At 73.0% G+C, this 24035-nt stretch carries 13 protein-coding genes; 10 read left to right on the top strand and 3 right to left on the bottom strand.

Annotated features, from left to right (window positions below; all coding sequences use genetic code 11):
- Window positions 1-214 precede the first annotated feature (214 nt).
- From ACGFYH_RS25570 to moeZ, 5 genes are all read left to right on the top strand, one after another.
- Complete coding sequence (locus tag ACGFYH_RS25570) at window positions 215-1990, top strand: DUF3492 domain-containing protein (RefSeq protein WP_393805504.1); 1776 nt, start codon at window positions 215-217, stop codon at window positions 1988-1990.
- A gap of 497 nt (window positions 1991-2487) precedes the next feature.
- The gene (locus tag ACGFYH_RS25565; RefSeq protein ID WP_393805503.1) at window positions 2488-3546 is read left to right on the top strand and encodes a hypothetical protein; all 1059 of its coding nucleotides are present in this window, start codon (window positions 2488-2490) and stop codon (window positions 3544-3546) included.
- Between the two features lie 111 nt (window positions 3547-3657).
- Window positions 3658-4716 (top strand): NAD-dependent epimerase/dehydratase family protein, encoded by a 1059-nt coding sequence (locus ACGFYH_RS25560; protein WP_393805502.1) that lies wholly within the window; start codon window positions 3658-3660, stop codon window positions 4714-4716.
- Window positions 4704-5453, top strand: a complete 750-nt coding sequence (locus tag ACGFYH_RS25555) for a spherulation-specific family 4 protein (protein WP_393805501.1) — start codon at window positions 4704-4706, stop codon at window positions 5451-5453. Before ACGFYH_RS25560 ends, ACGFYH_RS25555 begins: the two co-directional genes overlap by 13 nt.
- Before the next feature lie 63 nt (window positions 5454-5516).
- Window positions 5517-6695, top strand: coding sequence for an adenylyltransferase/sulfurtransferase MoeZ (gene moeZ / locus ACGFYH_RS25550; protein WP_393805500.1), 1179 nt, complete (start codon window positions 5517-5519; stop codon window positions 6693-6695).
- 71 nt (window positions 6696-6766) lie between these two features.
- On the opposite strand, the gene ACGFYH_RS25545 is transcribed toward moeZ, so the two are convergent.
- The 3 genes from ACGFYH_RS25545 to ACGFYH_RS25535 form a co-directional block, all read right to left on the bottom strand.
- A complete protein-coding gene (locus ACGFYH_RS25545; protein ID WP_393805499.1) occupies window positions 6767-8308 on the bottom strand; it encodes an alpha/beta fold hydrolase in 1542 nt (513 codons plus the stop codon).
- A gap of 187 nt (window positions 8309-8495) precedes the next feature.
- Window positions 8496-10046 (bottom strand): alpha/beta hydrolase, encoded by a 1551-nt coding sequence (locus ACGFYH_RS25540; RefSeq protein ID WP_393805498.1) that lies wholly within the window; start codon window positions 10044-10046, stop codon window positions 8496-8498.
- Between the two features lie 227 nt (window positions 10047-10273).
- Window positions 10274-13051, bottom strand: a complete 2778-nt coding sequence (locus ACGFYH_RS25535; RefSeq protein WP_393805497.1) for a lysylphosphatidylglycerol synthase domain-containing protein — start codon at window positions 13049-13051, stop codon at window positions 10274-10276.
- A 185-nt stretch (window positions 13052-13236) separates the two neighbouring features.
- On the opposite strand from ACGFYH_RS25535, the gene ACGFYH_RS25530 reads away from it, so the two are divergent.
- The 5 genes from ACGFYH_RS25530 (at window position 13237) to nudC (ending at window position 23849) form a co-directional block, all read left to right on the top strand.
- On the top strand, window positions 13237-13623 hold the full coding sequence (locus ACGFYH_RS25530; protein ID WP_393805496.1) for an MGMT family protein: 387 nt from the start codon (window positions 13237-13239) through the stop codon (window positions 13621-13623).
- 362 nt (window positions 13624-13985) lie between these two features.
- Complete coding sequence (locus ACGFYH_RS25525; RefSeq protein ID WP_393805495.1) at window positions 13986-17564, top strand: ATP-dependent helicase; 3579 nt, start codon at window positions 13986-13988, stop codon at window positions 17562-17564.
- A gap of 267 nt (window positions 17565-17831) precedes the next feature.
- Window positions 17832-21317: a UvrD-helicase domain-containing protein gene (locus ACGFYH_RS25520; RefSeq protein ID WP_393805494.1), complete on the top strand. Its 3486-nt coding sequence runs from the start codon at window positions 17832-17834 to the stop codon at window positions 21315-21317.
- A 10-nt stretch (window positions 21318-21327) separates the two neighbouring features.
- Window positions 21328-22740, top strand: a complete 1413-nt coding sequence (locus ACGFYH_RS25515; protein WP_393805493.1) for a dipeptidase — start codon at window positions 21328-21330, stop codon at window positions 22738-22740.
- A gap of 164 nt (window positions 22741-22904) precedes the next feature.
- On the top strand, window positions 22905-23849 hold the full coding sequence (gene nudC / locus ACGFYH_RS25510; RefSeq protein ID WP_393805492.1) for an NAD(+) diphosphatase: 945 nt from the start codon (window positions 22905-22907) through the stop codon (window positions 23847-23849).
- The last annotated feature ends 186 nt before the right edge of the window (window positions 23850-24035 follow it).

The following is a 24035-nucleotide window of genomic DNA, read 5'->3' as shown; positions in this document are numbered from 1 at the left end:
GGCTCAGGTATGGCCCACGCGTCACCGCAGGTGACCGCATGATCCCTTAGCGCGACCGAACGCGCCCCGCACGGGAAAGTTACGACCGTTCACCCCTTTTGGTGGTGCGACGGACAACCGTCCATCGCGCCACCTCCTTGTCCGCATACGTTCGTCCCGCTGCGAGCCGCCGGGCCAACGGCGGCTCCCCAAACGGGAGATCGGGGGTGCGCGCGTGCGCATCGGACTGCTTACGGAGGGTGGCTATCCGTATGTGAGCGGTGAGGCCGGGCTCTGGTGCGACCGGCTCGTGCGCGGGCTGGAGCAGCACGAGTTCGACGTCTACGCGCTCAGTCGCAGCGAGCGTCAGGAGGCCGGAGGATGGACTGCGCTGCCGCCGCAGGTCGGCCGCGTGCGCACCGCCCCGCTGTGGGAGGCCGACGACGACGGGATCATCCACGGACGGCGCGCACGCCGGCGTTTCGCCGAGTGCTACGGCGAACTCGCCACGGCCCTGTGCACCACCGCCCCCGGAGAGCCGTGCGGGAGCGCGGAGGGGGGCCGGGAGGGCGGGTCGGCCCTTGAGGCGGACCGTTTCGCCAGTGCGCTGTACGGTCTCGCCGAACTCGCCCGCGACGAGGGCGGACTGCCGGCCGCACTCCGCTCGGAGACCGCCGTACGCGCCCTGGAACGCGCCTGTCGCGCGCCCGGCGCCCACCGCTCCGCGCGCGAGGCGCGCGTCCCCGACCTGCTGACCGTCGCCGCGCGCCTCGAACACGCCCTGCGCCCCCTGTCGCTCGACTGGTACGAGGACGACGCCCTGGGCGCGGTGGACTTGTGCCACGCGGCCTCCGGCGGCACGGCCGCCCTCCCCGGGCTGCTCGCCCGGCACTTCCTGGACGTGCCGCTGCTGCTGACCGAGTACGGCGTGCGGCTGCGGACGCACTACCTGACGGAACCCGATGCCTCGCCCGCGATACGGTCTCTGCTCGCCGCCTTCCACGGTCGGCTGGCCGCCGAGACCTACCGGTGCGCCGCCGTGATCACCCCCGGCAACACGCACGCCCGACGCTGGCAGGAGCGCTGCGGGGCCGACCGCGCCAAGCTGCGCACGGTCCCCCCGGGGATGGACGCCGCTCCCTTCGCGGAGGCGGGGGAGTCCCCGGAGTGCGCCGACCCGCAGACCCTCGTCTGGGTCGGCCGCGTCGAGCCGGCCAAGGACCTGGTCTCGCTGCTGCACGCCTTCGCGGAGATCCGCAGGGCGGAACCGGGCTCACGGCTCAGGATCGTCGGCACTCCCTCCGGCCCCGAGGGTGCGGCGTATCTCGCCCACTGCAAGGGCCTGGCCGCGCAGCTGTTCCCCGACGAGGCCGACGGTCCGCACGCGGTCGGCCGCAATCCGGTGTCCTTCGAGGAGACCGGTGGGCCCGAACTGCCGTCCCGCGCAGACGCGTACGCCTCGGGTGCCCTGGTGGTGCTCTCCAGTGTCGTCGAGGGCTTTCCGGCCGGGCTCGTCGAGGCCATGTTCTGCGGTCGCGCGACGGTGTCCACGGACGTGGGCGCGGTGGTGGAGGCCATCGGGGGCACCGGACTCGTCGTGCCCCCGCGCAACCCGCGGGCGCTCGCCGAAGCGTGTGTCGCGCTGTTGCGCGACCCCGAACGTCGTGAACGCCTGGGCGCCGCCGCGCGCGCCCGCGCGCTGGAGCTGTTCACCGTCGAGCAGAACATCACGGCATTTCACGGCATTTACCTGGAGATCGTCTCGCGTACACCGGTACGCCGCGTCGTTCTCGACGACACTGGGGAGCCCCTGCCCTTCGCCGTCCCCGCCGAGGCCCACGTCCCCGGTCGTTGGAGCGACCCCGCGGCCCGTGTCGCGGCCAGGGGCGGGACCCAAGCGGGCCGGCGCGGGGCCGGGGCGGACCGGGGCGGGCCCGGCTGGGCAACGGACACCCCCTCCCGGGGCGTGGCCCCGGCCCCGGCCCCGGCGACCGAGGGAGCGGTCCGGTGAGCGGCCTCGGCGAACTCGACCGGCCCGAGACCCCGCGCAGCCCTGGCGCGTGGGGCAAGCACTCCCGCCTGTTCCCGGTCGACGTGACGGAGGGGGCCGAGGTGACCGACGGGACCGAGGTGACGGATGGGGCCGCTGCCGCGACGGACGTGACCGACGTGACCGACATGACCGATGGGCCTGACGGGGCCGATGCGATGGACGGGGCCGAAGTGACTTACGGGGCCGATGAAACTCGCCGGATCGACGGAAACGCCGAGACGGATGGGACTGTCGGCGCCGGCAGGAGTCCGAGGGACGGCTGGAGCCCGGTAGCCCGCGGGCAGTCGGCGGCCTTCGGGCACGCGGGGGGCGGCGGGCGACCGGGGAGCGGGCAGCGATCCCGGGGAGGCGCCGTTCGTGAAGTGGGTGTCGCTGTGGGAAAGGCCCGCGACGGCAGACAGCCGCCGTCCGCGTCCGCCGGCCGCCGCGCCGCCGCGGACCCCGTGAAGGGGTTGATGCACCGGCACCGTGAACTCTGTGAACGCGCCGTGGACCCGCTGGAGATCGCGGCGGGCCTGGAGGCGCACGGCGTCACCGACCGGACCGCCGCACGCTTCCGTCACCGGGACGTCTTCTCCCTCGCGGAGGAGATGTACGCCCGGGTCCCGCGCGACGGCGACACGCTCGCACCCCGCGCGGACGCGCCGACACCCCGGCCGGGCACCGCCTGGATCATCCTCGCCCTGCTGCCCGGCGCGCTGTGTGCCGCCACCGTGGCCGGACTGCGCCTCACCGAGGGCAGGCCGCGCCTGATCGCGGCCTTCGTCGGCACCCTCGCGGTGACCCTGGCCCTGGGGGCGGTACTGCGCCGCGGGCCGTTGAGCGCCGCGAAGCGCACCACCAGTACATGGACCTGCTGGCTCGTCGGCTACGCCCTCCTCGGCGACGGACTCCTGCGCAGCGCCGTCGGCGGCGGCCCCGACGGCCTGCCCGACGGCACCGCCGACGGACCGTGGCCCGTCACCGTCGCCCCCGTGCTGGCGCTCGCGCTGTCCTGCGCGCCCGCGGCCGGATGCGCCCACCTCTTCGCCGTCCGCGCCCGCCGCAGACTCAGGTCCAGTCGAGGTCTGGCCGACTTCTCCGCCTCCGTACGTCCGCTGCTGCTCGGCGCGTTCGCCCTCTACATGGGTGCCCTCGCGCTCCTGCTCCCGCTGACCGGCGCGGTGCTCGGCGAGCCCGCCGCCCTGCCCCAGGCCCTCACGCTGGGCGCCCTGCTCCTGCTCGCCCGTCTGCTCGGCGTACACGGACACGTCCACGCCGCCACGCTCGTCCTCACCACCACGGCCGCCACCGAGGCAGCCGCCCTGTCCACGCTCTTCGCCGGCCGCCTCCCCGGCTGCGGCTTCCTGGCCGCCCCCGTGGAGGCCGTGGTCGCCGCCTGTGGCCCGGCCGGTGTCCCGACGGCCGCCTGCGGCATCGGCGCCCTGACCCTCCTGGTCCACGCGTGGCGTCGCCTGACCACGGCCTCCGCCCACGCGCCGACGGAGCACGCGCCGACGGAGCACGCGCGGTGAGCGCGCGCACGGACAGCTCCGCACACGTCCTCAACCCCCTCGCATCACCCTTTGAAGGAGCCCCCAGATGACCACCTCCCGACCCGACGCCTCGGCACCGGGAGCCGCCCGATGAGAGTCCTGCTGATCGGAGCCAACGGCTACATCGGCCGCTTCGTCGCCGACCGTCTGCTCGCCGACCCCGCCGTCCAGCTCACCGCCCTCGGCCGCGGTGACGACGCCGACGTCCGATTCGACCTCGCCACCGGGAGTCCCGGCGCGCTCACCCGCTTCCTCGACGCGGTGCATCCCGGAGTGGTCGTCAACTGCGCGGGCGCCACCCGGGGCGGCGCCCGCGAACTCACCCGGCACAACACCGTCGCCGTCGCCACCGTCTGCGAGGCCCTGCGCCGCAGCGGCTGCGGCGCCCGCCTGGTGCAGGTCGGCTGCAGCGCGGAGTACGGCCCCAGCCAGCCCGGCTCCTCCACCGCGGAGGACGCCGTGCCCCGCCCGGGCGGCCCCTACGGCGTCAGCAAGCTCGCCGCGACCGAACTCGTCCTCGGCTCCGGTCTGGACGCCGTCGTCCTGCGCGTCTTCTCGCCCGCCGGTCCCGGTACGCCCGCCGGCTCCCCGCTGGGCCGTCTCGCCGAGGCCATGCGCCGCGCGATGCAGTCCGGCGACGGTGAGCTGCGGCTCGGCGGCCTCGGCGCCCAGCGTGACTTCGTCGACGTCCGCGACGTCGCCCGCGCCGTGCACGCCGCCTCGCTCTCCGCGGCGCAGGGCGTCATCAACATCGGTTCCGGCCGAGCCGTCCGCCTGCGCGACGCCGCAGCCACCCTCGCCCGGGTCGCCGGCTACGGCGGTGCCCTGCATGAGCTCGACGGACCGCCCGGCGTACTGCGGCCGACCATCGGCCACCCCCGAACCGAATCCGTGGGCCACCGCATCGACGCCCTCGGTCACCACCGCACCGACGGACTCGGCCATCACCGCCCGGACCCCCTCGGGAACCGCGGCGAGCGCACCGACCCCGAGCACGCGTCCCCGGTCACCCACCCGTACCCGGACGGCTGCGGCAGCTGGCAGCAGGCCGATGTGCGCACCGCGCGCGACCGGCTCGGCTGGCGGCCCCGGATCGCCCTGGAAGAGTCCCTCGCCGATATCTGGATGGAGGCGGCATGCCGTATCTGACCAGTACCAAAACGGGCACCGCGCGCACCGGAGTCCACACCGGCCTCGGCGTCCCGGGACTGGCCCACCCCCTCGTCGCCCCCGACGAGTGGGCCGGTCTCACCCGCCTAGGCACCCCGCTGCACTGGGTCGTCCTCAACATCGCCGACGGTCCCGGAGCCCATCCCGACCCGAGCTGCCTGGAGGCCGCAGGCCGCCTGCGCAACGCGGGCGTCCGGGTCCTCGGCCACCTCGACGCCGCGTACGGAGCCCGGAGCCTCGGCGAACAGATCTCCGACGCCCACCGGCATCTCGACTGGTACCAGGTCGACGGCTTCCTCCTCGACCACTGCCCGTCCGAACGGGCCGCCCTCCCCGAGGTCCGCCGCACGGTCACCACCCTCCGGGCGATCCGTGACGATGCCCACATCGTCCTCGGCCACGGCACCCACCCTCACCCCGGCTACGCCGAGAACGCCGATCAACTCGTCACCTTCTCCGGTGCCTGGGCCGACTACCGCTGGTCGCAGGCGGCCGAGTGGAGTGCCGACCATCCCCCCGAGCGCTTCTGCCACTTCGTCCACGGCGTGCCGCGCGGTCACCTGGATGAGGCGCTGCGTATCGCCCGCTGGCAGGGAGCCGAGACGATCTACTTCACCGACCGGACGGACCGCGGTGGCCGGACCGGTCCCTGGGAGACCATGCCCGGCTACTGGGACGAGATCGTCTCGCGGGTCGGGACAGGTGTCTCGGAATGAAAAAGGCCGTGGCAGTGTTACTTGGAGAACTACCGTAATTACTGACCGACCAACGGAGTCCCCGTGTCGCTGCCACCCCTGGTCGAGCCGGCCGCCGAGCTCACCGTAGACGAGGTCCGCAGGTACTCGCGCCACCTGATCATCCCCGATGTGGGGATGGACGGGCAGAAGCGGCTGAAGAACGCCAAGGTGCTCGCCGTGGGCGCGGGCGGCCTCGGTTCGCCGACCCTGATGTACCTGGCGGCAGCCGGTGTCGGCACGCTCGGCATCGTCGAGTTCGACGAGGTCGACGAGTCCAACCTGCAGCGGCAGGTCATCCACAGCCAGGCCGACATCGGCCGGTCCAAGGCCGAGTCCGCCCGTGACACGATCAAGGGCATCAACCCGTACGTGGACGTGGTCCTTCACCAGGAGCGGCTCGAGGCCGACAACGTGATGGACATCTTCAGCCAGTACGACCTGATCGTCGACGGCACGGACAACTTCGCGACCCGCTACCTGGTCAACGACGCCTGCGTGCTCCTGAACAAGCCGTATGTCTGGGGCTCGATCTACCGTTTCGACGGTCAGGCCTCCGTCTTCTGGTCCGAACACGGCCCCTGCTACCGCTGCCTCTACCCGGAGCCCCCGCCCCCCGGCATGGTCCCCTCCTGCGCCGAGGGCGGTGTGCTGGGCGTGCTGTGCGCGTCCATCGGCTCCATCCAGACCAACGAGGCCATCAAGCTCCTCGCGGGCATCGGCGAGCCGCTGCTCGGCCGCTTGATGATCTACGACGCGCTGGAGATGACGTACCGTCAGGTCAAGGTCCGCAAGGACCCCAACTGCGCGGTCTGCGGCGAGAACCCGACCGTCACGGAGCTCATCGACTACGAGGCCTTCTGCGGCGTCGTGTCCGAGGAGGCCCAGGCTGCGGCCGCCGACTCCACAATCACTCCGAAGCAGCTCAAGGAGTGGATCGACGACGGCGAGAACTTCGAACTCATCGACGTCCGCGAGCCCAACGAGTTCGAGATCGTCTCCATCCCGGGCGCCAGGCTGATCCCGAAGAACGAGTTCCTGATGGGCTCGGCCCTGGAGAGCCTCCCGCAGGACAAGAAGATCGTCTTGAACTGCAAGACAGGTGTCCGCAGTGCGGAAGTCCTGGCGGTCCTCAAGTCCGCCGGCTTCTCGGACGCCGTCCACGTCGGCGGCGGCGTGATCGGCTGGGTCAACCAGATCGAGCCGGAGAAGCCCGTCTACTGACCGGGCTCCGGACCCGTCCACCGAACGGCGGGGGTTTCGCGCACCGCAGGTGCCCGGAGCCCCCGCCGCCGTCATGAGCAGACCTTGCCGTCCTTCGGTACCGTCCCCTTCAGCAGGTAGGCGTCCACCGCGGAGTCGACGCAGTCGCTCCCGCTCCCGTACGCGCCGTGACCCTCGCCCTTCCAGGTCAGCACCACACCCACGTCCTTGCCCAGCTCGTCCGCCATCCTGCGGGCGCCCTCGTAGGGGGTGGCCGGGTCGCCCGTGTTGCCGACCACCAGGATCGGGTCCGCGCCGGGCGCGCTCACCTCCGGGGTCTCGTGCTGACCGGCCACCGGCCAGTCGTGGCACCAGCCGGCCGTGTCCCAGCCGAGGAAGGGGCCGAAGACGGGCGAGACCTTCTCGAACCTCGGCAACAGCCTCTTCGTCTCCTCCAGGGTCGGCCGCTGCTTGTCGTCCAAGCACGATATGACCCGCTGCGAGTGGGTCGTCGTGCCGTAGTGACCTGAGGGGTCACGCTCGTTGTAGCCGTCGGCGAGCGCCAGCAGTTCCGAGCCGTCGCCCTTCTCCGCCGCCGCCAGCGCGCTGGTCAGGGTCGGCCAGCCGCTCTCGCTGTACAGCGGCAGCACGATCCCGGTGAGGGCGAGCGTCTGCGTCAGCTTCCGTCCCGGCGAGGACGTCGGCAGGGGCTCCGCGTCCAACCGCTCCAGCAGGTCGGTGATCTTCCGTGCTCCCTGTTCCGGCTCCTGCCCGGTGGACTTCAGGTAGTCGTCCAGCGCACGCTGGAAACCCCTGGCCTGGTTCTCGGCGTGGCCCATCGTGTCGGCGCCCGGGTCCACGACGGCGTCGAGGACGACGCGCCCCACCTGCCGGGGGAACAGGTGGGCATAGACGCCGCCGAGTTCGGTGCCGTAGGAGATGCCGAAATAGTGCATCTTCTCGTCGCCGAGCACATGCCGCATCAGGTCCATGTCGCGCGCGGTGTCCGTGGTCGAAACGTGTCCCATGAGCTTGCCGGCGGCCTTCTCACAGCCCTGGCCGAAGTCGGCGGCATCCTGCAGATACGCCTGCTCCTCGGCGGGGGTGTCCGGCGTGGAGTCCACCGACTCGGCGTCCTCGATCGCCTCGTCGCTGCGGCAGCGGACGCCCTCACTGGCGGCCACCCCGCGCGGGTCCCAGCTCACCAGGTCGTACCGCTTGTGCAGGGAGGAGACGGTGTCGGCGTAGGACGGCATCATGGAGACACCTGAGCCACCGGGGCCGCCGAAGTTGAACAGCAGGGAGCCGAGGCCCTCGTCCCCGGTCGCCCTGGCCCGGATCAGCGCGAGATCGATCGTCTCGCCGTCCGGATCGGACCAGTCCAGCGGCGCCTCGAGCGTGGCGCACCGCCAGTCGCCGCCGGGCGCGGGGGCATCGGCGGTGCCCTTGCACCGGGTCCAGTCCAGCGTCTGGGACGCCAGCGATTCCGGCACTCCTGTCGGTGCCGCCGCCGAAGGTCCCGCGCTGCTCCTGCCCCCGTCGTCCCTGTCGTCGCCGGACGAGCCGCCGCCGCAGCCCGCCGTCAGCAGTGCGGCGGCGGCCGTCAGAGCCGTCCACCGGACTAGACGCGCCATGTCCTCTCCCCCCTGGCAAGCCGTCCGCGCCGTGCGGCGGATGGCGTTCATGCCATGGTAGGTGGATCCGGCAGCGCCCGCCGACCCCTGTGGATAACGCTGTGACCTGCAAACTCACTCAACTTTTGGTGCCGTCCGCAGCCCGCCCCGGGGGCTGTTTCCGGGATTCGTCAGGCGGCGGGTCGCGTCAGGAGCAGACGGTTCCGGCAGCCGGTGCCCTGCCGTCCAGCAGATAGCCGTGCACCGCGTCCTGCACGCACTTGTTCTTGCTGTCGTAGGCACCGTGCCCCTGACCCTTGTAGGTCAGTTCCACACCGACGCCCTCGCCGAGCGCAGCCACCATCTTCCCGGCACCCTCGTACGGTGTCGCGGGGTCGCCGGTGTTGCCGATCACCAGGATCGGCGGTGCACCGGGCGCGCTGACGTCCGGATGGCCGGCGGCACCGGAGACCGGCCAGTCCGTGCAGCTGAGCAAGGACCAGGCGAGGTAGTCGCCGAACAGTGCGGAGGCGTCCCGGAACTCGGGCAGCTTGCGTTCGACATAGGCGGGGTCGTACCGCGGTTTGTCGTCGGCACAGTTGATGGCGACGTTGGCCGCGGTGATGTTGCTGTACTCGCCGTTCTCGTTGCGCCCGTTCAGCGCGTCCGACAGTGCCATGAGGACCCGCCCGTCGCCCTTGTACGCCTGCTCCAGGCCCTCGGTGAGGTACTCCCAGAAGTCCTTCGAGTACAGCGCCTGCGCGATGCCGCCGGTCGCGGCTGTCTCGGTGAGGTCGCGGGGGAAGATGCCGGGGATCGGTTCGCGGTCGAGCTCCTTCAGCAGCCGTGCGATGCGTGCCTTGACGTCCTCGGCCGTGTCCCCGACGGGGCAGTCCTCGACCTTCGACACACAGTCCTCGGCGAAGTTGTCGAGCGCCAGCTGGAAACCCTTGGCCTGGCCGAGCGAGCCCTGTTCCGCGGTCTGTGTCGGGTCGACCACCGCGTCGAAGACGGCACGGCCCACGTGTTCGGGGAACAGGTGGGCGTAGACCCCGCCGAGTTCGGTGCCGTAGGAGATGCCGAAGTAGTGCAGCTTCGCGTCGCCGAGGACCTGGCGCATCAGGTCCATGTCGCGGGCCGCGTCGGTGGTGCGCACGTGCGGCAGGGTCTCCTCCGAGTGCTTCTCGCAGGCCGCGTTGAACTTCTCCGTGTTGTTCACCAGCGCCGTCCGCTCGGCCCGGTTGTCGGGGGTCGCGTCCTGCTGGAAGTAGGCGTCGAGCTGCTTGTCGTTCAGGCACTCCACGGGGTCGCTGCGGCCGACCCCGCGCGGATCGAAGCTGACCAGGTCGTAGCGGGTGCGTAGTTTCGCGTAGTCCTGCCCGAACGCGGGCAGTGTGGTGACGCCCGATCCGCCGGGTCCGCCGAAGTTGAAGACGAGCGAGCCGATCCGCCGGTCCGCCTGGCCGCTGGCCTCGGCCCGGATCAGCGCGAGGCCGATCGTGTCGCCCTTGGGGTCGTCCCAGTCGAGCGGCGCCTTCATGGTGGCGCACTGCCACTCGTCACCGTCCGGCAGCGGGGAAGGGGCGGCGCCGCCTCCCTCGGCCTCGGAGGGTGCCGGGCAGTCCTTCCAGCCGAGCCTCTGGTCCGTCAGGTCCTCGTCGTCCTCATGGGGTCCGCCGCCGCAGGCCGCCAGCAGGACGGACAGCGTGACGGCGGTGGTGGCTAGGGCGGCGGCGCACAGCCGGGAGTGATTCGGCATGCGTCCATCGTGCGGTCGTGCCGGACGGCGCGCTCGGGGCAGGGGCCGTACGAGGGACGGCCCCTGCCGGTGCGCCGGCGGCCGCCTCCTGGCCCGGGACGGTACGGGCCAGGAGGCGGTACGGGCAGTACGGATCGACCCCGGGCAGTACGGACCTGACCCCCCGGGCCATACGGACTGACCCCTGGGCCGTACGGGCCCGACCCTGAGGTGCGGGTGTGAGGCCCCTACAGTGCCTCTTTCCGCGTCAGGTGGTTGAAGACCAGCCAGCCCGGCAGGACCGGAAGCCACAGGGTGAGCAGCCGGTACAGCAGTACCGCGGGCGCGGCGACCTCCTTGGGGAGGCCGACGGCGATCAGCCCGACCGTCAGCGTCGCCTCCACCGCGCCCACACCGCCCGGCGTCGGCGCGGCGGAGCCCAGGGCGTTGCCGGCGAGGAAGACGACCGCGACGCTCGCCAGACTGATCGACGTCGACTCGTCGCCGAAGGCGCGGATCGAGGCGTCCAGGCACATCACGAAACAGGCGGTGAGCAGGAGCATGCCGCCGATGCCGGTGACGAGTTTCTGCGGTCGCTGCAGCACGTCCAGCATGCGCGGCACGACCCCGGCGAAAAGCGACCGCACGCGCGTGACGACGAATTTGCGCAGGAACGGCACCGACGTCACCACGAGCACGAGCACCGCCACGGTCAGCAGACCCGCGATGACCGTCCGGGACGGCGACAGCGACGGCGTCTTCTCGGTGCCGGTCAGATAGCCGAAGGACAGCAGCATCAGAATGTGACAGCCGAGCCCGAACAGCTGGGACGCGCCGACACTCGCCACCGCGAGCCCCGGGCGCACGCCCGCACGCTGCAGGAAGCGGGTGTTCAGGGCGACGCCGCCGACCGCCGCGGGGGCGACGATCTTCACGAACGATCCCGCGACCTGCGCGGCCACGGTCCGCAGGAACGGCACTCTTTCGGGTACGAAGCCCAGCAGGGACATGGCCGCCGCGATGTAGCTCGCCGCCGAGAACAGCACGGCCGCCGCCACCCAGCCCCACTGGGCGTTCGCGATCAGAGGGCCGAACTCGATGTGGGTGAGCTGCGTCAGCAGGAAGTAGGCGCCGATCGCGCCGGCCATGAAGCTGATCAGCGTGCGCGGCCGCACCCTCTCCAGACGGGCCGGCTCGACGGGAGCCTGCGGCCTGATGCGCAGCACCGCGTGGCGGATCTGGGTGAGCAGATCCTCCTCGCGCGCCCACTCCAGCGCCTCGTCCACAGCCCTTTTCTCGGCACGTTGCTCGGCACGCACGGTTTTCTTGTCCGGTTTGCCGGCTTTCGCGGGTTTATCGGTGTGCTCGGGGGCGGGGCTCGTGTCGTCGCCGCCGACCGCCTCCGCGCGGGCCGGTTTGGCCAGCCGCGACGACTCCACGGCCGCATCGCGCTCGCGCTGGGCTCGTTCCCGGGCCAGTCTGCGCAGGGTGGCGCGGGTGGAGCGGCTGAGCGCGATGGGCTGGAGCATGGGCAGGCAGTCCGCCACCGCGTCGGGGCCGAGTGCGTCCACCGCCGAGGCGACCGCGCGTTCGGCGCCCACCCGCAGGCCGAGCGTCACCAGAAGCTGGGAGATGTCCATGCGCAGCAACAGGTCGCCGGCGGCGATCTCGCCGATGCGCAGGTCGGTGAGGATCACCGTGCCGGAACGATCCACCAGGACCGCGTCGCCCACCAGCCTGCGGTGCGCGATGCGGCGGGACTGCAGAGCCCGCACCTGCTCCCAGGTGTCGCGCAGCAGGTCGTCGGTGATCTCCTCGTCCTCCAGCGAGTCCAGGGAGCGCCCGCCGGTGTGCTCGTAGACGAGCATGACGGCGTCGGGGCCCAGCTCCGACGTCGCGATCAGCTTGGGGGCGTTGGCGCCGGCCGCGATCGCCGCGTAGGCGAGCAGCGCCTCCTGCTCCAGGGCCTGCCGCAACGAGGGCAGGCTGCTGCGGGTCGCGAAGCCGCGCAGCGTCAGGTTGCGCCACGCGCGGTAGAAGAAGCCCTGCGCCTGCTGCTCCCGGTCCACCACCGTCACGTCGAGCGGCCGGCCGTCCTCCAGCGTCACGAAATAACGGCGTCCGCGGTCCCCGGTCTCCACGCTGTCCGACGGAGCCTCCTGCCTGGCGGCCGTCACCGGGCGGAAGCCGACGTGCCGCAGGCCCGCCATCAGTGTCCGGCCGGTGGGGCGGACGTTGGGGGAGCCGACCGCGTACAGCGTGCCGTAGGCCACGGTCCAGCCGATGAGGACGGTGAGGATGATCGAGAACGGAGTCGTGTAACCGGTGACGAGCATCGAGAAGGCGTCGAGGAGCAGCACGATCCACAGCACCGCGCGCCAGCGGGGCCTGCGGGACATGCCGACGGCCGTCATGTACGCGATGACCGGCGCCAGGTAGCCGTGGACGGGGTCGGTCAGCGCGTGGACGTTGGCCGGCGACGGCTGGGTGAGCGCCTCCTGGATGGAACCGGGTGCGGCCTTGGCGACCCACAGGTCGGTGGCGAGGGTCACCCCGTGCGCGAGCACCGCCGCCAGCACGCCGTCGGCGATCCGCAGCCCGTCCCGTTTGATCAGCCGCTCGATCGCGAAGGCGACCGGCACCAGGAGGATCGCGATGCTGGAGGCCAGGCCCGCGATCTTGATGAGCAGGTCGGGTGCTTGCCCCGTGCCCTTGTTGATGTCCTGTTCGAGGCCCGAGGTGGTGCCGTGCGCGAAGGCGGCGACGGCGAGGAGCACGGCGACGGCGAGTACGCCCACCAGGAGGCGCATCAGGTCGGAGGGACGGTGCACGCGCGCGGGGAGCAGCGGTTCGTCGCCCTCCACCTCGTCGATGTGCGCCACGTCGTCGGGGTCGGCGGCCGTCGCCCCTCCGCCTGCGGCTACCCGCCCGCCGGCCTTCCCCTCGTCCCCGTCGGCGGTGTCCGGGCGCGACGAGGAGTCAGAGGTGCCCTCGGCGTCCTCGGGGTGCGCACCCTGCTGCTCCATCGCCTCTTCTTGCTCTCGTATCACTGGTCACCGCCCGCACGATGGTGGCATGCCGCGTCGGTCTCGGCAGGCATCAGGGTGCCCGTGCGGGCCGCACAGTCTGCCCGAAGGGCCGCTTCCGGGCGAGGGACGCGCACCGGCGGGAGCGCGTCGCGATGTCGGTGGGGTGCGGCAGGATGGGGCGGATGAGCGAGCAGAGCCTTCCGGGCGGCGTCCGCCCGGAGAACGCGGACGCGCTGCCCGAGTACGCCGAGCGGGTCCTCGATGTGACCGAACTGATCCCGCCGGGCCGCGTCATGACGTACGGGGACGTCGCCGAGTACCTGGAGGAGGGGGGACCACGTCAGGTCGGCCGGGTGATGTCCCTCTACGGCGGTGGTGTCCCCTGGTGGCGTGTCGTCCGCGCGGACGGAGCCCTGCTCGCGGGACACGAACTGGAGGCGCTCGACCGCTACCGGGAGGAGGGCACGCCTCTGAAGGAGGCGAGCAGAGCCGCCGAGGGGCACCTGCCGCGCCTCGACCTGAAGCGGGCGCGGTGGGACGGCGACGGACGCGCACAGGGTCACACCTGACAGCTTCCGCCATCCGACCGGCCGCTGTGCGGCCTGTGATCCGTACGAGTCAAAAGGGACGCTTCGGGCACCACCCTGGCATGACGTACGTTCGTGGGGCGGGGGGCACTCGTGCCGTGAGTGACCCGAGGGGAGAAGAGGAAGCGCTGCTTCCGCCGCTTCCCTCGGCGTAGCGTCGGCCGCACGCGTCCCCCTCATCCCGCGGCCACCGCCCCGACCGCGGCGCGGACGGCACACCAGCACACCCACCAGGACCGGCGAACCACGTGAGCTCCTCCTCCTCCACCGGGCACCCGTCGCACCCCCAGGGGCGACGGGGGAGCCGTGGCGCCTACCGACTGGTGCGCACCCCGCCGGCACGCATGGACCCCCCTCGTCTGGACGCCACACAGCGCGCCGTGGTTGACCACCGGGCCGGACCGCTGCTCGTCCTGGCGGGGCCGGGCACCGGCAAGACCACCACACTGGTCGAGTCGGTGGCGGACCGGATCGCCCGGGGCGGCGACCCCGAACGCATCCTGGTGCTCACCTTCAGTCGCAAAGCGGCCGTCGAGCTGCGCGACAGGATGGCGCTGCGCATGGGCGCCGCGCGTGCCCCCCGGGCGACGACCTTTCACTCCTTCGGTTACGCCCTGGTCCGCGCCCACCAGGACAGCGACCTGTTCGTGGAGCCCCTGCGGCTGCTGTCCGGCCCCGAGCAGGATGTAACGGTGCGCGAGCTGCTCGCCGGACAGGTGGACCTGGAGCGACTCGGGCTCGCCCACGTCCGCTGGCCCGACGAGCTGCGTGCCTGCCTGACCACCCGCGGCTTCGCCGACGAGGTCCGCGCGGTGCTCGCCCGCAGCCGCGAACTGGGACTCGGCCCGGACGCCCTGGGGGCCTTCGCCCGGCGCATCGGCCGTCCGGACTGGCGCGCCGCCGCCGTCTTCCTCGCCGAGTACCTCGACGTGCTCGACCTCCAGGGAGTGCTCGACTACGCGGAACTGGTCCACCGCGCGGTGCTCCTCGCCCGCCGTCCCGAGGTCGCCGCGCGCCTCAGCTCCCAGTACGACGCCGTGTACGTCGACGAGTACCAGGACACCGACCCGGCCCAGGTGCGGCTGCTGCACGCCCTGGCGGACGGCGGACGCACCCTCGTCGCCTTCGGCGACCCCGACCAGTCGATCTACACCTTCCGGGGCGCCGATGTGAACGGCATCCTGGACTTCCCGACCGCCTTCCCGCGCGTGGACGGCCGTCCCGCGCCGGTCGAGGTACTGCGGACCTCCCGCCGGTCCGGGGCCGCCCTGCTGGCCGCCACCCGGCTGCTGACCCAGCGCATGCCGCTGACCCGCCTTCCCGCCGACAAGGTGCGTGCCCACCGTGAGCTGTCCCCGGTGCGGGACGGGGGGCGGGTCGAGGCGTACACGTATCCGACCTCGGGTACCGAGCTGGACAACATCGCCGACATCCTGCGCCGGGCGCACCTCGAGGACGGTGTCCCCTGGGGCGACATGGCCGTCCTGGTGCGCGCCGGCTCGCGCACCATTCCCACGCTCCGTCGTGCCCTCACCGCGGCCGGCGTCCCCCTGGACATCGACGGCGACGACCTCCCGCTGCGCCACGAACCGGCGGTGGCACCCCTGCTGACGGCACTGCGAGCCGTGGCGGAGGCCGAGGCGGGGGAGCGGCCCGGGGCGGGCGAAGCCCGGCGGGCGGCCGACGGCGGTGGCCTGGCGGAGGCGGAGTCCGCCCCCGGGGCCGATGACGTGGGCGGTGGCGGACTCGATGCCGATGCCGAAGCCGACGTTGAAGCCGACGCCGGTGCCGGTGCCGGTGCCGGAGTCGACGCAGGCCCGGCCGTGAAGGCCACCCCCGAGGCATCGCCGAGCGCGGCACCCGTACCGGTGCCCGCGCCCACGCCAGCATCCGATACCGAAGCCGCCGCCAATACCGAAGCGGAAGCCGAAGCCGCCGAGGCCGCCGAAGCCGCCGCCGAAGCCGCCGCCGAAGCCGCCGCCGACGCGAAGGTGGCGAAGTCCGCGCGCGGTGAGCGCCCCCGTCGCGCGGACGCCCCGTGCTGGCTTCCCACCGAGACCGCCCTCACCCTGCTCACCTCGCCCCTCGCCGGGATGGACGCCGCGGACCTGCGCCGCCTCGGTCGCGCCCTCCGCGACGAGCAGCGTGCCGCCGGCATTCCACTGCCGCCGCCCTCGGACGAACTGCTGGCGCGGGCGCTGGCCGAGCCGGAGCGGCTCGCCGTGCACGACCCCGCGTACGCGCGCGGTGCCCAGCGCCTCGGCGCGCTGCTGCGCAAGGCCCGTGAGCGACTGGCCGGGGGCGGCAGCGCCGAGGAGGCGCTGTGGGACCTGTGGAACGGCACTCCGTGGCCCACCCGTCTGGAACGCTCCGCCCGGCGCGGCGGCGCGGCCGGACGCAACGCCGACCGAGACCTGGACGCCGTGTGCGCGCTGTTCGCGACGGCCGCCCGCGCGGAGGAGCGCACCGGCGGCCGGGGCGCCCTGAACTTTCTGGAGGAGATCGACGCCGAGGACATCGCGGCCGACACCCTCACACGGCGTGCCGTACGCCCCGCCGCCGTTCGCCTGATGACCGCGCACCGCGCCAAGGGGCTGGAGTGGCGGCTGGTCGTCGTCGCGGGCGTTCAGGAGGGCCTGTGGCCTGATCTGCGCCGCCGTGGATCCCTGCTGGAGGCCGACCGGATCGGCCGCGACGGACTCGCCGAACCACTCACCCCCGGAGCACTGCTCGCCGAGGAACGCCGCCTGTTCTACGTGGCCGCCACGCGAGCGCGTGAACGGCTCGTCGTGACCGCGGTGAAGGCACCGGCCGACGACGGGGACCAACCCTCCCGGTTCTTGACCGAGCTAGGTGTCGAACCCGCAGACGTCACCGGCCGTCCGCGCCGGCCCCTCGCCGTCGCGGCGCTCGTCGCCGAACTGCGCGCCACCACCGTCGATCCCCGCGTCTCCGAACCCCTGAGGGATGCCGCAGCGCGCCGCCTGGCCCGCCTCGCCGCCCTCGCCGACGAGGACGGCCGTCCCTTGGTGCCGTCCGCCCACCCCTACCGCTGGTGGGGCATGTGGGACCCGACCGAGAGCAAGGTGCCGCTGCGCGACCGCGACCAGCCCGTCACGCTCTCCGGCAGCGCTCTGGACCAGCTGGCCAACACCTGCGCCCTGCAGTGGTTCCTGGGCCGTGAGGTGAAGGCCGACGCGCCCGCGACCGCTGCCCAGGGCTTCGGCAACGTGGTGCACGTGCTCGCCGACGAGGTGGCCTCCGGGCACACCCCGGCCGACCTCACCGTCCTCATGGAGCGCCTGGACTCCGTGTGGAACGCGCTCGCCTTCGACGCGCCGTGGAAGTCGGCGCAGGAGAAGGCCAACGCGCGCGTGGCGCTCGAACGCTTCCTGAAGTGGCACGTCATGGACCGGGCCGGGCGCACCCCGGTGGCCAGCGAGCACGACTTCGACGTGACCCTGGAGGCGGGCGACTACGAGGTGCGCATCCGCGGTCAGATGGACCGCGTGGAGGCCGACGGCGACGGCCGCGCCTACGTCGTCGACTTCAAGACCGGCAAACACGCGCCCACATCCTCGGAGGTGGCCCGCCACCCCCAGCTCGCCGTGTACCAGCTCGCCGTCCGAGAGGGCGCCGTCGACGAGGCCTTCGACGGCGTACGGCCCGAACCGGGCGGCGCCGAACTCGTCCACCTGCGCCAGGGCGCGCCCAAGCGGGACGGCGGCGAGACCCTGCCCAAGGTGCAGGCACAGGAGACGCAGGAGGGCACGGCGCGGGAGTGGGTCGGCGACCTGCTGGCCACGGCCGCCGGCAAGGTCCTCGACGAGCGGTTCACCCCCGCCGCTGGCCAGCACTGCACCCACTGCGCCTTCCGCGCGTCGTGCAGCGCGCGGCCCGAGGGACGGCACGTCGTGGAGTGAGACACCGGAGCGGGGGCCCAGGGCCGGAGCCGGGGCCCAGGGACACGACCGCAGCCCGGGGACGCGACCGTAGACCGGCAGCGGGACCGGCGCCGTAGACCGGTGCCGTAGACCGGTGCCGTAGACCGGTACCGGAGGCCAGACCGGTGACAAGCCGAGCCGAGGGGCCGGTGTGACAAGTCGCACCACACAGTCTGACCTGCGACTCCCCCGGCCCCCAGCGAGATCCGGCACCCGCTGTCAGCGGCCGCCGCTAGCCTCTTTGACGTGCCCGCCCACATCACCGATCCCGAGCAGCTCAAGGAGCTCCTCGGCATCCCCTTCACTCCGGAGCAGACGGCCTGCATCGTCGCTCCCCCCGCGCCCCAGGTGATCGTGGCCGGAGCCGGATCGGGCAAGACCACGGTGATGGCGGCACGCGTGGTGTGGCTGGTCGGCACCGGCCAGGTGGCCCCGGAACAGGTCCTCGGCCTCACCTTCACCAACAAGGCGGCCGGCGAACTCGCCGAACGCGTCCGCAAGGCCCTGATCAGAGCCGGCGTGACCGACCCGGACGTGATCGACCCGGACCAGCCGCCAGGCGAGCCGGCGATCTCGACGTACCACGCCTTCGCGGGCCGCCTCCTGACCGACCACGGTCTGCGCCTCGGGCTGGAGCCGACCTCCCGTCTGCTCGCCGACGCCACCCGCTACCAGCTCGCCGCGAGGGTCCTGCGCGAGGCTCCCGGCCCCTACCCGGCACTCACCCGGTCCTTCGCCGACCTGGTCAGCGACCTCCTCGCCCTAGACGCCGAACTCGCCGAGCACCTCGTACGCCCCGAGGACCTGCGCACCTGGGACGCCGACCTGCTGGGCGCTCTGACGGGCGTCCGGCTCAGCAACGCGGATCTGCGCAAGGTTCCCGAGGCAGCCGCCGCGCGCCGTGAACTGGCCGACCTGGTGATCCGCTACCGGGCCGCCAAACGCCGACGGGACCTGCTCGACTTCGGCGACCAGATCGCCCTGTCCGCGCAGCTCGCCGGACTCCCCGAGGTGGGCCGTGTCCTGCGCGACGAGTTCCGGGTCGTGCTGCTCGACGAGTACCAGGACACGTCGGTGGCCCAGCGCATCCTCCTGGCGGGCCTGTTCGGCGGCGGCACCGGCCACCCGGTGACCGCGGTGGGCGACCCCTGCCAGGCGATCTACGGCTGGCGCGGCGCCTCCGTCGCCAACCTCGACGACTTCCCGGAACACTTCGCCCACGCGGACGGCCGCCCCGCCGCCCGTCAGGCGCTCAGCGAGAACCGCCGCAGCGGCGGCCGCCTCCTCGACCTCGCCAACGGCCTCGCCGAGCCCCTGCGCGCCCTGCACGCGGGCGTGGAGGCCCTGCGGCCCGCCCCGGGCGCCGAACGCGACGGCACGGTCCGCTGCGCCCTGCTGCGCAGCCACGCCGAGGAGATCGACTGGATCGCCGACTCCGTCGCCCACCTCGTGCGCACCGGCAAGGCGCCCGGTGAGATCGCCGTCCTGTGCCGCACCGCGACCGACTTCGCCGAGATCCAGGGCGCGCTGGTGGCCCGCGACGTCCCCGTCGAGGTCGTCGGCCTCTCCGGGCTGCTGCACCTTCCCGAGGTGGCCGACCTGGTCGCCGTCTGCGAGGTCCTCCAGGACCCGGGCGCCAACGCCTCCCTGGTCCGACTGCTCTCCGGCCCGCGCTGGCGCATCGGACCGCGCGACCTCGCCCTCCTGGGCCGCCGCGCCCGGCTGCTGGTGAGCCACGCGCGCGTGGACGGCGACGACGACCCCGACCGAAGGCTCGCCGAGGCCGTGGAGGGAGTCGACCCGTCCGAGGTGATATCGCTGGCGGACGCCCTCGACACCTTCCTGGAAACGCCGCTGGACGGCACCGGGGACGACGACGGGCTGCCCTTCTCACCGGACGCGCGCGTACGGTTCGCGCGGCTGGCCACCGAACTGCGCGAGCTGCGCCGGGCCCTGTCCGACCCGCTCATGGACGTCCTGCACCGAGTCCTCGCCGTCACCGGCCTGGAGGTCGAGCTGTCGGCGTCCCCGCACGCACTGGCGGCCCGCCGCCGCGAGACCCTGTCGAACTTCCTCGACGTCGCCGCGTCCTTCGCCGCGGGCGACGACGAGGCCACGCTGCTCGCCTTCCTGGGCTTCCTGCGCACCGCCGCCCAGTACGAGAAGGGCCTCGACAACGCGCTGCCCGGCGGGGAGAACACCGTGAAGGTGCTCACCGCGCACAAGTCCAAGGGCCTGGAGTGGGACGTCGTCGCCGTGCCCGGCCTGGTCACCGGCGCCTTTCCCAGCGGCCAGGGCCGCGAGAAGTGGACCGCCCAGGGCAAGGTGCTGCCGCACGGCCTGCGCGGCGACGCCGAGACCCTGCCCGACGTCGACTCCTGGGACTCCCGGGGACTGAAGGCCTTCCACGAGGCCATGAAGGACCACCAGCACACCGAGGAGCTCCGCCTCGGCTACGTCACCTTCACCCGCCCCCGCTCCCTCCTCCTCGGCTCCGGCCACTGGTGGGGCCCCAGCCAGAAGAAACCCCGCGGACCGTCCGACTTCCTCACGGCGCTGTACGAGCACTGCGCCGCCGGAAACGGCGAGATCGAGGCCTGGGCCGACGAACCCGCCGAGGACGAGGAGAACCCGGCCCTGCACCGGGCGGCCGTCGACGAGGTCTGGCCCCTGCCCCTGGACGAGGCGGCACTCGCCCGGCGCCGGGCCGCCGCCGAGACGGTCCTCGCCCACCTGGACGGCCTCGCCTCCCAGGCAGGCGGCCTCCCCGCCATCCCCGACACCTACGACGACCCGGACTGGCCGCCGCCCCCCGAGGGCGAGGAGGCACTCGCGGAGACAGCGGATCCCGACCGGACCGGGGACCCCGCCGACTGGGACTCCTGGACCACGGCCCGGCCCGCCGGCCCCCAGGACAGCCCCGTCGTCCCGCCGAACAGCCCCACGGTCCCGCACCAGGCGACGCCCCCCGAACAGCCTCGTGGCGCCGGCCCCGCCCGTCTCACGCCGGAGGAGGCCCGTACCGTCGCCTCCTGGGACCGCGACCTCGACGCGCTCACCGGCGAACTCCTGCGTGCCCGCGAGAGCGTCACCGACGTGCCTCTTCCCGCGTCGCTGACCGCCTCCCAGTTGCTGAGCCTGGCCGCCGACCCGGACGGCTTCGCACAGGAGCTGGCCCGGCCCATGCCCCGCCCGCCCCAGCCCGCCGCCCGCCGCGGCACCCGCTTCCACGCCTGGGTGGAGGCCCGCTTCGAACCGCTGACGCTGCCCCTGCTGGAACCGGACGACCTGCCCGGCAGCGACGCCGAGATCGCCGACGAACACGATCTGGAGTTCTTGAAGGACGCCTTCGAGCGCACCGAATACGCCCGCCGCACCCCGTTCCGCGTCGAGGCGCCGTTCCAGCTCTCGCTCGCCGGCCGGGTCGTCCGCGGCCGCATCGACGCGGTGTACAAGGAGGGCGACGGGCGGACGGCGACGTACGAGATCGTCGACTGGAAGACGAACCGCGCCGCCACGGCGGACCCCCTTCAGCTGGCGCTCTACCGCATTGCCTGGGCCGAGCAGCAGCACGTACCACCGGCCTCGGTGACGGCCGCCTTCCTGTACGTACGCACCGGCGAGGTCGTACGGCCCAAGGGGCTGCCGGACCGCGCGGCGCTGGAGAAGCTGCTGCTGGCCGAGCAGGTCGGTGACGAACCGCACGATCGGGGTGTCCGTGCGGGCCGATAGGCTCGTGGGCATGAGCCACCCCGTTGACAATGCTGTCAGCGCTGTCCGCACGTACATCGAGCAGCACCGCGCCGCCTTCCTCGACGACCTCGCCGACTGGCTGCGCATCCCGTCCGTGTCGGCCCAGCCCGACCACGCCACCGATGTGCGCCGCAGCGCCGACTGGCTCGCCGCCAAGCTGAACGAGACCGGTTTCCCGACCGCGGAGGTCTGGCCGACCCCGGGCGCCCCCGCGGTCTTCGCCGAGTGGCCCGCCCAAGACCCGCAGGCGCCGACGGTCCTCGTCTACGGCCACCACGACGTACAGCCCGCCGCCCGCGAGGACGGCTGGAACAGCGAGCCCTTCGAGCCCGTCGTCCGCGACAACCGTCTCTACGCGCGCGGGGCGGCCGACGACAAGGGGCAGGTGTTCTTCCACACGCTCGGCGTCCGCGCCCATCTCGCCGCCACCGGCCGTACCGCCCCCGCGGTGCATCTCAAGCTGCTGATCGAGGGCGAGGAGGAATCCGGCTCCCCGCACTTCCGCGCCCTCGTCGAGGAGCGCGCCGAGCGGCTCTCCGCCGACGCGGTGATCGTCTCCGACACCGGCATGTGGTCCGAGGACACCCCCACGGTCTGCACCGGCATGCGCGGCCTCGCCGAGTGCGAGATCCGGCTGCACGGACCCGACCAGGACATCCACTCCGGATCCTTCGGCGGCGCGGTCCCCAACCCGGCGACCGCCCTCGCCCGCCTCGTGGCCGCCCTGCACGACGAGCACGCGCGCGTGGCGATCCCCGGCTTCTACGACGGCGTGATCGAACTCACCGGCCACGAACGCGAGCTCTTCGCCGAGCTGCCCTTCGACGAGCGGCAGTGGCTGCGCACGGCCAAGTCGTACGCCGCCCACGGTGAAACCGGACACACCACCCTAGAGCGCGTCTGGGCCCGCCCGACCGCCGAGGTCAACGGCATCGGCGGCGGCTACCAGGGACCAGGCAGCAAGACGGTCGTCCCGTCGTCCGCCATGGTGAAGCTCTCCTTCCGCCTGGTCGCGGGCCAGGACCCGGACCACGTGGAGAAGGCCGTCCGTGCCTGGGTCGCCGAACAGGTGCCCCCGGGCATCCGCTGCGAGACCGACTTCGGTTCGGCCACCCGTCCCTGCCTGACGCCGCTGGACCACCCGGCGCTGCAATCCGTGGTCCGCGCGATGGGCCGGGCCTTCGGAAGACCGGTCCGCTTCACCCGCGAGGGCGGCTCCGGGCCGGCCGCCGACCTGCAGGAGGTCCTCGGCGCTCCGGTGCTGTTCCTCGGCATCTCCGTCCCGTCCGACGGCTGGCACGCCCCCGACGAGAAGGTGGAACTGGATCTGCTGCTCAAGGGTGCCGAAACCTCCGCCCACCTCTGGAGCGACCTGGCGGAGCACTGGCGTCACGCGCCCTGAGCCCACCGCACGGGGTCCGGGGCCCGACGGGCATCGCGCGCGGCACACTGGAAATGGCCGGTCCGCGCCGCCGAGCCCCTCCCGAACCCGGTCACCACCCGCCGTACGAACCGCTGAACCCGCCTGCCGAACCGAACCGCTCACCGGGGGAGTTGGAAGCACCCGTGACCACCTGGACCGACCACACCGCCGACCGTCCCGTCTCGCTCACCGCCCCGGGCGGCATCGACCGCGCCGCCCACCACCGCCTCGACGAGGCCTGGCTCGCGGCGGCGTGGAGTCACCCCTCGACGCGCTGCTTCGTGGTCTCCGGCGGCCAGGTCCTCATCGACGAGACGCCCGACGGGCGCACCGAGATCGTCATGACCCCCTCCTTCGAGGCCCCGCTCACCGAGGCACACCGCTACTTCCTGGGCACCGACGAGGAGGGGGTCAGCTACTTCGCCCTCCAGAAGGACTCACTGCCCGGCCGCATGGACCAGTCCGCGCGCCCGGCGGGCCTGCGGGAGGCCGGCCTGCTCCTGTCGCCACGCGACGCAGGTCTCATGGCCCACGCGGTGGCCCTGGAGAACTGGCAGCGCCTGCACCGGTTCTGCTCCCGCTGCGGCGAGCGCACCGTCATCGCAGCGGCCGGCCACATCCGCCGTTGCCCCGCCTGCGGCGCCGAGCACTACCCGCGCACCGACCCCGCGGTGATCATGGCGGTCACGGACAGCGAGGACCGGATCCTGCTCGGCCGCCAGATGCACTGGCCCGAGGGCCGCTTCTCCACCCTCGCCGGCTTCGTGGAACCCGGTGAGTCCATCGAGCAGTCGGTGCGCCGCGAGGTGCAGGAGGAGGCCGGTGTCACCGTCGGTCCGGTCGAGTACGTCGCCAGCCAGCCCTGGCCCTTCCCGTCCAGCCTGATGCTGGGCTTCATGGCCCGCGCCACCTCGACCGACATCAACGTCGACGGCGACGAGATCCACGAGGCCCGCTGGTTCTCCCGCGACGAGCTGGGCGCCGCCTTCGAGTCCGGCGAGGTGCTGCCGCCCTACGGCATCTCGATCGCGGCCCGCCTCATCGAACTCTGGTACGGCAGGCCACTGCCGACGCGCGGCGCCTTCTGATCCCGCAAGTCACCAGAGAACAGTGGGGGGGGGGGGGGCCCCGCCGGGGGGGGGGGGGGCCGCCCGGGGGGGGGGCGGGGCCGGGGCCCGGGGGCCGGGTGGGGTCCGGGGCCGGCGGGCGGTAGACTTCGGCGGTGTCGGACGCGTCCGCCGGTGTGGACTCCTGGGCGCCCGGGGACGCGGAGG

It is taken from the genome of Streptomyces sp. NPDC048392 (genome assembly GCF_043200575.1).
Taxonomy (GTDB): Bacteria; Actinomycetota; Actinomycetes; order Streptomycetales; family Streptomycetaceae; genus Streptomyces.
This window is presented reverse-complemented; position numbering and strand designations above follow the sequence as displayed.

Excerpts from the sequence above, each read along its gene's own strand:
- ACGFYH_RS25525 (WP_393805495.1), top strand. The coding sequence starts at position 13,986 with ATGGACCCCCCTCGTCTGGACGCCACACAGCGCGCCGTGGTTGACCAC.
- ACGFYH_RS25530 (WP_393805496.1), top strand. The coding sequence starts at position 13,237 with ATGAGCGAGCAGAGCCTTCCGGGCGGCGTCCGCCCGGAGAACGCGGAC.
- ACGFYH_RS25545 (WP_393805499.1), bottom strand. The coding sequence starts at position 8,308 with ATGGCGCGTCTAGTCCGGTGGACGGCTCTGACGGCCGCCGCCGCACTG.
- ACGFYH_RS25540 (WP_393805498.1), bottom strand. The coding sequence starts at position 10,046 with ATGCCGAATCACTCCCGGCTGTGCGCCGCCGCCCTAGCCACCACCGCC.
- ACGFYH_RS25555 (WP_393805501.1), top strand. The coding sequence starts at position 4,704 with ATGCCGTATCTGACCAGTACCAAAACGGGCACCGCGCGCACCGGAGTC.
- ACGFYH_RS25565 (WP_393805503.1), top strand. The coding sequence starts at position 2,488 with ATGCACCGGCACCGTGAACTCTGTGAACGCGCCGTGGACCCGCTGGAG.
- ACGFYH_RS25560 (WP_393805502.1), top strand. The coding sequence starts at position 3,658 with ATGAGAGTCCTGCTGATCGGAGCCAACGGCTACATCGGCCGCTTCGTC.
- ACGFYH_RS25515 (WP_393805493.1), top strand. The coding sequence starts at position 21,328 with ATGAGCCACCCCGTTGACAATGCTGTCAGCGCTGTCCGCACGTACATC.
- ACGFYH_RS25535 (WP_393805497.1), bottom strand. The coding sequence starts at position 13,051 with ATGGAGCAGCAGGGTGCGCACCCCGAGGACGCCGAGGGCACCTCTGAC.